The organism is Pseudoalteromonas sp. PS5 (genome assembly GCF_004103255.1).
Classification (GTDB): Bacteria; Pseudomonadota; Gammaproteobacteria; order Enterobacterales; family Alteromonadaceae; genus Pseudoalteromonas; species Pseudoalteromonas peptidolytica.
On record NZ_RCSQ01000107.1, the window covers coordinates 1 to 10,664 of the forward strand.

The window sequence follows — 10,664 nt, forward strand, 5'->3', positions numbered from 1 at the left end:
TTTGCCCGCATTTATATGCGGGCTTTTTTTTGCCAAAAATTCAGAGCTCAATTCTAATACCAATTATCTTAATTAAGTGATCTATTTTGAGGCGAGAAAACCTTGTTGATAACCCACTCATATGCCCTGCTATCATCAACGTACCAGCCAATTTAGGTAAGACAAAAGGTTTACGATTTAACCTGAGGTCTGGATAAGGAATGCTCCAACTCATTGTTGCTAAAGCATAACTTAGTTTTTTCCTTATCTAGCCAGAGAGTTTTAGGGAAAACACCGCTCCCGCGTCCTGTTCTCGCTAAAGTACCTACATCCTGTAGGCAAGGCGAATTTACGCACCAATAGCTAGCAGTTAGCGCTAAAACTGGCTGCTAGAAAGGCATTAATTATCCGCAGCTCAGGTTATTTAGTTGTTTCACATCGCAAATTTTAATGTCGGTGGTATTAATCTTTCTCCGTCATATCGAGCTAGCATTAAAACAAATTTGGGTTAATCTATATTGCGGAATTAGATTAACCATGTCGTCATGAACCTTGCTTGAATTGTCAGGAAATGAATAGCCTGAGCTTACGCTTTGAAATGATAGGGGATTTGCGCGGCTATTCATGTTAGAGAGAAAACGGCCACGTAAAGTAATGAATAAATAACTTAGGGCTTGAATAAAGAATTACTGAGTGCAGGTTCGCTATTTGCGAGGGAGTAACAGGTGAGAAACATCGCCGTTCCTTCACCTCATTATTTCAATGATATCTGCTTAGACTAAAGCTAAATTACTCAGGCTTAGACAAATCAAAATGCAAATACGCTTTATCTGAAACAATACGCCCTCTTGGCGTACGTTGAATAAAACCTTGTTGGATCAAAAATGGTTCAATGACATCTTCGATGGTCTCTTTTTCTTCTCCGATTGCCGCCGCGAGGTTATCGAGCCCCACCGGGCCACCGGTAAACTTTTCAATGATTGCCAGCAGATATTTGCGATCCATATAATCAAATCCGCATTTATCAACATCAACCATATCCAGTGCTAAGTGGGCAATCTCTTCAGTGATAGAGCCATCCCCTTTTACTTCAGCAAAGTCTCTGACTCGACGCAATAAACGATTTGCGATCCGTGGTGTACCTCGCGCACGACGAGCAACTTCTGTCGCACCAGATTCGGTGATCTCTAGATTTAAGTGATACGCTGAGCGAGTAACAATCGAAGATAAGTCTGCAACCGAGTAAAACTCTAAACGCTGTACAATGCCAAAACGGTCTCTCAATGGTGAGGTCAAAGAACCAGCGCGTGTCGTAGCCCCTACTAGAGTAAAAGGCGGTAAATCCAGCTTAATTGAACGTGCAGCGGGGCCTTCTCCTATCATAATGTCCAATTGGTAATCTTCCATCGCAGGATAGAGAATTTCTTCCACCTGAGGGCTTAAACGATGGATCTCATCAATAAATAACACATCGCCTTCTTCAAGGTTAGTCAGTAACGCAGCAAGATCACCTGCCTTTTCAAGCACCGGCCCAGAGGTAGTTTTAATATTCACCTCAAGCTCGTTTGCAACAATGTTCGCAAGCGTCGTTTTCCCTAAACCTGGCGGGCCAAAAATCAGTAAGTGGTCTAACGCTTCTTGCCTTGAGCGCGCCGCTGCAATAAAGATTTCCATTTGCTTTTTAACATGCGGCTGACCGGTATAATCGTTTAGTAATTTAGGCCTAATCGCCCTATCTACTACGTCTTCATTACCTTGGATCTCAGGCTCAATTAATCTATCTGCTTCAATCATAGTTACATCATCGATTTAAGAGCATCTTTGATGATACTCTCTGTCGTCATGCCTTCTTTGTTCACGGCTTTTACCGCTTTTTGTGCTTGAACTTGTTTATACCCTAATGCCATTAATGCCGCAATCGCTTCATCTGACGGGGTGTCGCTTACCGTTGGGTTTTCTTGCGGAGCAAGTACAGCAGCATCACTAAATGGTGTGAGCAAGTCATTGCCAAAGTCTTTTAACTTGTCTTTCATCTCAAGTACTAAACGCTCAGCGGTCTTCTTACCAACACCTGGAATTTTAACCAAAGTTGTCGCATCACCTTGATTAACACAACTAACGAATTGCTCTGCCGACATGCCCGATAAAATCGCAAGCCCAAGTTTGGGTCCTACGCCATTTGCTTTAATTAAGGTTCTAAACAGCGCTCGTGCTATCTTACTATTAAAGCCAAATAACAATTGTGCGTCTTCACGAACTACAAAATGGGTAAACACTGAGACTGCTTCTCCCACATTTGGTAGCTCGTAAAAGCAGGTCATTGGCATTTGCACTTCGTACCCAACACCTGCAACGTCGATTAGTATTTCTGGAGGCTGTTTTTCTAACAGTGTACCGCTTAACTTTCCAATCATAGTTATCTTAACCTTCCTCTTACTGTTTTACGTGCGGCTCCGGCCATCTTTATTAAATTTTGTCTTGAGTGGGCATGACAAATTGCTACAGCTAAGGCATCAGCGGCGTCAGCTTGAGGCGTGCCTGGCAGCTTTAGAATGCGCTTAACCATCTCTTGTACTTGGTTTTTATCTGCGCCACCTGTCCCTGCAACCGCTTGTTTAATTTGCCTTGCAGAATACTCGCTGACATTAACCGACTGCATTGTCGCTGCCACGATGGCCGCTCCTCGGGCTTGACCAAGCTTTAGCGCAGAGCTTGGGTTGTGTGCAACAAACACTTGTTCAATTGCAAAATCACTAGGCGAAAACTGCTCTATCAGTTGGGTGATCCCTTGATAGATCATTTTTAAGCGGATGGGAAATTCATGTTCACCCACTTTAATGCAGCCGCTTCCCAAATATTGGAACTTTGCGCCCTGGTGAGCAATCACGCCATATCCAGTAAATCGTGAACCCGGATCAATTCCTAAAATGACAGCCAAAAGCATTGTCTCTTTGTTTTTTGGTTATAATGCCAAAATACTGTATAGATTACCAGTTATAAGCTAGTACATAAGATCAAAAAAGGCGACCTTAGTCGCCTGTTTATATTTGTGCTGAAATGTTATTCGTCTGCATTTTGCTCAGCAAGCTGCTTTTCAACTGAAATAGCAAGCTCTTTAAGTGCATCTGGGTTTGCAGGGCTTGGCGCATCAGTCATCAAACATGATGCCTGAGTTGTTTTCGGGAATGCAATCACATCACGAATATTATCTGTGCCACACAGTAACATCACCAAACGATCAAGACCAAACGCAAGGCCGGCATGTGGTGGAGTGCCATATTTTAGTGCATCCAATAAGAAGCCAAACTTCTCTTGCTGCTCAGCTTCTTCAATACCTAAAATTCTGAAGGCAGCCTGCTGCATTTCATTGTTGTGGATACGAACCGAACCGCCACCAACTTCATAGCCATTAAGTACCATATCATAAGCATCAGAAAGCGTACCTGCTGGGTTTGCTTCAAGCTCTGCCGCACTGACGCCTTTCGGTGCTGTAAATGGATGGTGCACAGCGTGTAAGTTACCTTCGTCGTCTTCTTCAAACATAGGGAAGTCAACAACCCAAAGTGGTGCCCACTTTGATAAGTCTGTAATTTCTAAATCAAGACCAATCTTAAGGCGTAGCGCGCCCATGGCTTCGTTTACAGTATTACGCTTGTCTGCGCCAAATAGAATAATGTCACCTGTGTTTGCGCCTGTGCGCTCAAGCAGTGCATTGATAACTTCTTCGTTCAAGAACTTAGCAATTGGCGACTGTACGCCTTCGATACCAGCATCACGGTCGTTCACTTTCATCCACGCTAAGCCTTTAGCGCCATAGATGCCTACAAATTTAGTGTACTCATCAATTTGCTTACGAGAAAGTTGTGCCCCACCAGGTACGGATAGCACAGCTACACGACCTTTTTCGTCATTTGCAGGGCCACTTAGTACTTTAAACTCAACATCTTTTACAATGTCAGCGACATCGATCAGTTCAAGTGGATTACGTAAATCTGGTTTATCTGAACCATATTTACTCATCGCTTCGCTGTAAGGCATCACTGGAAACTCGCCTAAGTCAACGTCTAAGAAAGATTGCCACATTTCGCGAACCATCTTCTCTGTAACGCCACGTACTTGGTCTGAACTCATGAATGACGTTTCGATATCGATCTGAGTGAATTCTGGCTGGCGGTCTGCACGCAAATCTTCGTCACGGAAACACTTAACGATTTGGTAGTAACGATCAAAACCAGACATCATCAACAACTGTTTAAATAGCTGTGGTGACTGAGGCAACGCGTAAAAGCTGCCTTTATGAACACGGCTAGGCACTAAGTAATCACGTGCGCCTTCAGGTGTTGCTTTTGTCAGTACTGGTGTTTCGATATCTAAAAATTCGTTTTCATCTAAGAAGCGACGAACGAAACTACTAGCTTTTGCACGCATTTTGATGCGGTCGCTCATTTCAAGACGACGTAGGTCTAAGTAGCGATATTTAAGACGACGCTCTTCCGAGTTTTGTTGGTTAAAATCAAGCGGTAAAGGCTCTGAACGATTGATGATCGTCAGACCCGTACCGAGTATTTCAACTTCACCTGTCGCCATGTCTTTATTCACTTGACTTTCAGGACGCGCACGGACAACCCCTTTGATCTGAACACAGAACTCTTGGCGCAACGTATTCGCTTTATCCATTAAGCCTTCCACTTCTGGATCGAATACCACTTGCACAAGTCCTTCTCTGTCTCTTAAGTCAACAAAGATTAGGCCGCCAAGGTCACGACGTTTATTGATCCAACCACATAGTTCAACTTCCTGATCTACATGGCTCTTATTTAGTTTTCCGCAGTATATAGAGCGCATAAAATTCCTGTCAGTCCAGTTTGCTCTTACGACTAATCATTTCTCACCACACAATATGAATTCACACTATTGGTAAGGCAGTCGCTAAGACTCGTTTTCAATAACCGACAATTATATAAAAATACGCTGCATTGTCATCCTCAATCTAAGATCTGATACACTATTGGCACATTTAATTGGTATTTTATTTGATATGTTGTATCTGGGTTGTCCACAATGGAGCAGCACACATTGGAAGGGTCGCGTTTTTAGCACGCACTGCAATGCCACAAATATGCTCAAAGAGTATGGTCAAGTGTTTAATAGTGTTGAAGGGAATACTACTTTTTATGCCGATCCTAACCCACAAACAGTACTAAAATGGCTTGAGCAAGTACCTGATGATTTTCGTTTTACGTTTAAGATCCCAAAGCGATTTAGTCACGAAATGGCACTTAGCCACTGCCAAGATGAATTACTTGCTTGGTGTAATACAATGGCACCACTATTTCCTAAAATCGGTATGTTAATGCTGCAATTACCCGCGCAGTTTTCGCCAGAGCAGATAAATAAAATACGACAATTTTTGTCTTGGCTACCCAAATCGCTAACTGTTGGTGTTGAAGTACGGCATTGGGATTTTTATCGCAAGGGCGATGCTGAGCGCAGATACAACCAATATTTAATTGAAAATAATTACAACCGAATCGTAATGGATACTCGCGCACTCTTTAGCGAGCCTGCCAGTACCCCTGCGATTATAGATGCACAGCAAAAAAAGCCACGATTACCTGTGCACGCAATTGCTACAGGAAACAACCCTGTCCTACGCTTTGTTGGTTGCTCCAAACTTGAGTCAAATCGAGAGTTTTACCAACCTTGGTTAGTAAAGCTTACTCAGTGGCTCAACGAAGGTAAATCACCTTATGTATTTTTTCATACCGCTGATAATTTTGATGCACCATTTTTAGCAAGACAATTTATCGCTGATTTGAATATGCAGCACCAAGTAAGCAATCCATTCCCCGCTGAAAAAGAAGCAAAGCAAGAGGCGCTGTTTTAATGCCCCATCCCTATTTTTTACACTACTCTGAAGAAGTTCAAGCTCAAGTAACTCAACTAATTGAGCACAAGAAATTAGGTACTTTTTTCAAAAGCCGTTACCCAGAACCACATCAAATAAAAAACGATAAGTTGCTTTACGAATATGTCGAAGGGTTAAGACAACAGTACTTAAAAAATACTCCAAGGGTTTCACAAGCTAAATTTGAGAAACGCCACAACATGGTAGTTAATGCCTTAGGAACACATACTTTTAAAACCACACGACACGGTCACAAACACAAAACTTCACACCAAATACACATAGCGACTCAGCTAAAGCACGCACCTGAAGCGATATTACGGGCGCTAGTTGTTCACGAGCTAGCACACTTTAAAGAGAAGGACCACAACAAAGCATTTTATAAGCTTTGCCAGCACATGGAACCAAGCTACCATCAGCTCGAGCTAGAATTACGGCTGTTTATATTAATGTGTGAGACTGAAGGTAACACCAATTACATTTAACTAAACTGCAATTGGTGCATTTATAGGCTCGATAAGTGCTGAGGATAGCTAGCTAGCGTTTACAGCTTGGAGTAAAGCCACTAGCTCTGGCCTTATTCGCAGTTGCCTTAGCAGTGACCATATTTGCCTCAAGCTGCTTTATGCGGTTTTCTGGCGCGGGGTGTGTAGACATAAACTCTGGTGGGCGCTGCTCACTCATTTTGGCCATGTTTTGCCAAAGCGCAACAGAACCTTCTGGGTTAAAACCGGCCTTAGCCATCAAGTCCAGACCTATAACATCTGCCTCACTCTCATGTGAGCGACTAAACGGTAACGCAACACCATATTGCGCCCCCAAGCCCAACCCCTGTAAAATCGCATTTCGGTATTCGACGTTATTCATTTCAAGCACAGCGGCACCGGCTTGAAGCCCTAATTGCAAAATACTGCTTTGAGACACTCGCTCATTTGCGTGTTCTGCAATAACGTGACCGACCTCGTGACCCATCACCGCCGCCAATTGATCTTGGTTTTCAGCTACATTTAGAATGCCAGTATGTACGCCAATTTTGCCCCCAGGCAGGGCAAATGCGTTCGCAGAGTCATCCTCAAATACCACCACTTCCCATTGCTGATTTGCATAGTGCGTTGGCAGTTGCGCTATTAAAGCATTTGCAATACACTTGACGTAGCGATTAGTATTTGCGCTCAGGTCAACCTTTTGCTCCTGTTTCATCTGCTCAAAGCTTGCAACACCCATTTGGTCCATTTGTTGTTCTGAGTATAGTGCTAACTGAGTACGTCCAGTAGGCGATGTTTTACAGCCAACCAGCGTTGCTGCAACCGCGATCGCGAGAACCAGTTTTTTCATAACTTGTTCCTTTTCTTATTTTACAACCAAAGTGTTCTAAGTTTACCGCAATTTCGTCACTTAACGAGACTAACTTAGTACAATATAAAAAATTTTTCATGAACAACGGCTTATCAGAACAGCATTTTTAATCGTACTGCTTTAGCGTGTACGGCTTCTTCATCATTTTAAGTTCATCTGATGAGTATATTTTTTGTTAGAGCAATAAGGTAACAATACCAACATATGAAGTCATCAACACTCCCTGCAATTCTATTACCGTTATTGGCTAGTATTGTTGCAATTACGCCCTTGGCTATCGACCTTTATCTCCCTGCGATGCTTGCGATTGCTAATAGCTTGAATAGCCCACTTGAGCAAGTACAAGTCTCTCTCAGTAGCTACTTGGCAGGCTATGCAGTCGGCATGATGGTATTTGGTCCACTTGCTGACAAGTTTTCTAGGCACACCTTGGCAATATTCGGATTGGCTGGATTTACCGCAGCGTCTGTCGGGCTTGCATTAACCAATGACATCGATATGTTTTGCCTCTTACGTGTCGTTCAAGCATTTTGTGGTGCTGCTGCAACGGTGGTTGTGCCGGGTGTAATACGATACTACTACAAAGAGCACACCGCCAAGGGAATGTCCTATGTCTCGATGATTATGATGATCGCACCACTTGTTGCTCCGTCTTTGGGTGCTGTGATTTTGCTGTACTTTGATTGGCATGCTATTTTTTGGTTTTTAGCACTATATGCAGTTTTGGTAGTTGTTGCCTTACAGTTTTTTTGTATTGCAATTCCAACCAAAGCTGACGTACCGCTTAGCTTGTCATTTTTCCTGAAAAACTATCGTATAGTTCTGACAGAAAAAAAGGCACGCTACGACATTCTGTCTTCGATGTTGGCCTCATTCGCATTCTTTTGTTTTTTAACTTCAGTTTCATTTATTTACCTTGAATACTACGGCATCACAGAGCAATTGTTCGGTGTGCTATTTGCTATGAATGTAATCGCCCTTATGTTGGGTAACTTCGCGAATACGCGCTTAGTTCCAAGATTAGGCTCAAGAAAAATGCTCAATATTGGCCTGACAATTGGCGTTATCTTTTCCACACTTTTGGTCATATTGAGTAGTCAGTCAGTGTCAGTATGGGTGCTAGCCTCTGCAATAGCACCATTGATGATGAGTCTTGGCATTATTGCCAGTAATGCTGATGCGTTAATATTATTGCAATTTGAACATCAAACAGGCACGGCAACGGCTGTAATTGGAACGCTGAGGTTTGGTAGCGGCGCGTTGGTCGGCCCGCTCCTTGCACTAGCGACTCCTGAGTCACCTTTACCGTTTTCTAGCTTTATGTTTGCAGCTATTGTATTGATCATCGTCTGCCAATTGCTCACTCGACGTTTTGAAAAACGGCTCAAGCGTGAAAACGTCGCCGAATAAAAAGAAAAGCCCCGTCACTATTCGGGGCTTCTTTTAAAGTTATACCAATTTTCTTAATTAATTGGTCGATTTTGAGGCGAGAAGATCTTGTCGATGACACCGCTTCCGCGTCCTGTTAGCGTCAGATTTACTCCTTCAAAGCGAGCAAGTATTAAGTCTAATTGGTATTAGTTCAGTTCCTTATCTTTCCAGAATTTGCTACCTTTTACTGTTGCTTGTAAGGCCAAGCCGCTTTGTGTAAAGGTATACACAGTGACATCGCCATAATACGCCTCGCCTTCTACCGAACGCCCCTTGTTAGCAGCTTTTGCCGCAGCATCTGCGTTGCCACCAAAGGTCCATCCAGAAGTCACAAACTTATCCATTGCCGCTTTGCTATGAAAAACCATGACTATACGATAGTCCTTAACGCCCACTCCGAGACCTACGCCCCCTTCGGCCATGTTCATATAAGTATTTTGTCCAGCAGTGTTATCATGTACAACACCATAACCCGTTCCAGCTGATACAAATAACAAATTGACATTGGCATTGGAAAAAACCGCGTATCCCGGTGCTGCGGCTATCTGGGCGCGTGTATCTGGCTTTGTACTGTAGAGTTGAGTCAGTACTTCATTTTTCATATCCAAGATTGCGCGTTGCTTTTGTGCTGTGTCACCATCTCCCATAGACGCACAGGCACTGAGCATCATCGCAAAGCAGCCCATCATCACAGATTTAACGTTGATCATCACTTTTTCCTTCCAGTAGTATTTTTCGTTCTACCTTCTATCATAGTCAATCAGTTTGAATGCGGGATTAATACTATATTGTCTGGATAGCTTGTGATGATGAGCAAGTATTATTGTAGGTATGACTCGAGGCGAGTTAATCCTTCAATAAAGCTTTGCTTGCCGGTGCCTAAACGAAAATGACATTCACTGTTCATCACAAATAAGTTTGCAGGCAGCAGTAGCGTGCTTGTCGCTTCTGCAAATTGCCGAGACCAGCTCTTAGCATCTTTAATTGAGTGAATTTGTAGTAACGAGAGCACACCACCTTGGGGAGCTACCCAGCTCACTTTGTGCGAATGTTGACGAACAAATTCACACATTGCCGCTTCGTTGCGAGCCATTATTTTGGCATTTTCTTTTAAGATAATGTCGCTATGATTTAATGCGGTTGAAGCCAGCATATCGTCTACTTGACTGCCACAAATGCTCAAGTAGCTTTTACCTGCTAACAGGAGATCGGCAAGCGCTTTGTTACCACATATTGCCCAACCAACCCGAACTCCTGGTAACCCTAAGCTTTTAGATAGCACACCCAAGGTAATTGACTTTGCGTAATCAGCGAAGCGACCGCTTGCAATACGTGCATCATCTGCACGTTGTGCTGATACCTCATCACTTAAGATATAAGCATCAAAGTGCTGTGCAAGCCTTTTAATTTCCTCCACATCCTTATCAGACAAGGTAGCGCCAGTGGGGTTATGGGGCGCATTGATGATAATCAATTTGGTTTTAGCGTTTGCCTCACGCTTAAGTCGCTCGATATCAAATTGCCACTGGTTATTAGCTTGTAAAGGGATGGATTTAACTACGGCGTCAAATTGAGTGGGTAATTTTGCCAGTGATGGATAACTTGGCGTAAAGACCAATACTTCATCTTGCGGACTTAGTAGTTGCGCCATCACCGTAAAGATAGCCTCCTGCGCGCCACTAAATGTGACTATCTGCTCTTGGCTTAACACTACCTGTGGTTGCAAATGATAGGCTTTAATCGCAGCCCGCAGCATGTCGCTGCCCGCCATTGGGCTATAACTAAGCTCACGCTCAAACCAAGCTTCACCTGCCAATTCAACAAGCGTGTTAAGTGCCACGCCTTGGGCACAAGAATCGCTTAAATTAATATCAACAGGCGCTGTAAGACTTTGACCAAACTTGATGTGTTCGGGTAATACTAGTTCCATTATTCAACCTAATAAGTAATACCAATTTGCTTAATTAAGTGGTCTATTTTGAAGCGAGAA

The 10,664-nt window shown here is 43.2% G+C and carries 10 protein-coding genes; 3 read left to right on the top strand and 7 right to left on the bottom strand.

What is annotated here, in order from left to right; all coding sequences use genetic code 11:
• Window positions 1–768: 768 nt before the first annotated feature.
• The 4 genes from ruvB to aspS all read right to left on the bottom strand — a co-directional run bounded on the left by ruvB (window position 769) and on the right by aspS (window position 4,824).
• A complete protein-coding gene (gene ruvB, locus D9603_RS14230) occupies window positions 769–1,773 on the bottom strand; it encodes a Holliday junction branch migration DNA helicase RuvB (RefSeq protein ID WP_125254372.1) in 1,005 nt (334 codons plus the stop codon).
• 2 nt (window positions 1,774–1,775) lie between these two features.
• A complete protein-coding gene (ruvA, locus tag D9603_RS14235) occupies window positions 1,776–2,393 on the bottom strand; it encodes a Holliday junction branch migration protein RuvA (RefSeq protein WP_125254373.1) in 618 nt (205 codons plus the stop codon).
• 2 nt (window positions 2,394–2,395) lie between these two features.
• Entirely contained in the window at window positions 2,396–2,917 is a 522-nt protein-coding gene (gene ruvC / locus D9603_RS14240; RefSeq protein ID WP_125254374.1) for a crossover junction endodeoxyribonuclease RuvC, read from the bottom strand.
• A gap of 122 nt (window positions 2,918–3,039) precedes the next feature.
• Entirely contained in the window at window positions 3,040–4,824 is a 1,785-nt protein-coding gene (aspS, locus tag D9603_RS14245; RefSeq protein ID WP_128731819.1) for an aspartate--tRNA ligase, read from the bottom strand.
• Window positions 4,825–5,017: 193 nt separating this feature from the next.
• On the opposite strand from aspS, the gene D9603_RS14250 reads away from it, so the two are divergent.
• Window positions 5,018–5,866: a DUF72 domain-containing protein gene (locus D9603_RS14250; protein WP_176032737.1), complete on the top strand. Its 849-nt coding sequence runs from the start codon at window positions 5,018–5,020 to the stop codon at window positions 5,864–5,866.
• A complete protein-coding gene (locus D9603_RS14255; protein ID WP_128731821.1) occupies window positions 5,866–6,372 on the top strand; it encodes a YgjP-like metallopeptidase domain-containing protein in 507 nt (168 codons plus the stop codon). The genes D9603_RS14250 and D9603_RS14255 overlap by 1 nt, the downstream gene beginning before the upstream one ends.
• A 52-nt stretch (window positions 6,373–6,424) precedes the next feature.
• Here D9603_RS14255 and D9603_RS14260 read toward each other — a convergent pair whose 3' ends face one another.
• Window positions 6,425–7,222 (bottom strand): M48 family metallopeptidase, encoded by a 798-nt coding sequence (locus D9603_RS14260; protein WP_128731822.1) that lies wholly within the window; start codon window positions 7,220–7,222, stop codon window positions 6,425–6,427.
• Between the two features lie 225 nt (window positions 7,223–7,447).
• Between D9603_RS14260 and D9603_RS14265 the strand changes: the two genes are divergently transcribed.
• Entirely contained in the window at window positions 7,448–8,653 is a 1,206-nt protein-coding gene (locus D9603_RS14265) for a Bcr/CflA family multidrug efflux MFS transporter (RefSeq protein WP_128731823.1), read from the top strand.
• A gap of 167 nt (window positions 8,654–8,820) precedes the next feature.
• Here D9603_RS14265 and D9603_RS14270 read toward each other — a convergent pair whose 3' ends face one another.
• Together D9603_RS14270 and D9603_RS14275 are read right to left on the bottom strand one after the other, a co-directional pair.
• Complete coding sequence (locus D9603_RS14270; RefSeq protein WP_128731824.1) at window positions 8,821–9,384, bottom strand: YSC84-related protein; 564 nt, start codon at window positions 9,382–9,384, stop codon at window positions 8,821–8,823.
• A 110-nt stretch (window positions 9,385–9,494) separates the two neighbouring features.
• Window positions 9,495–10,604 carry an aminotransferase class I/II-fold pyridoxal phosphate-dependent enzyme gene (locus tag D9603_RS14275; protein ID WP_128731825.1) on the bottom strand — a complete coding sequence of 370 codons (1,110 nt, stop codon included), beginning with the start codon at window positions 10,602–10,604 and terminating at the stop codon, window positions 9,495–9,497.
• Window positions 10,605–10,664 lie beyond the last annotated feature (60 nt).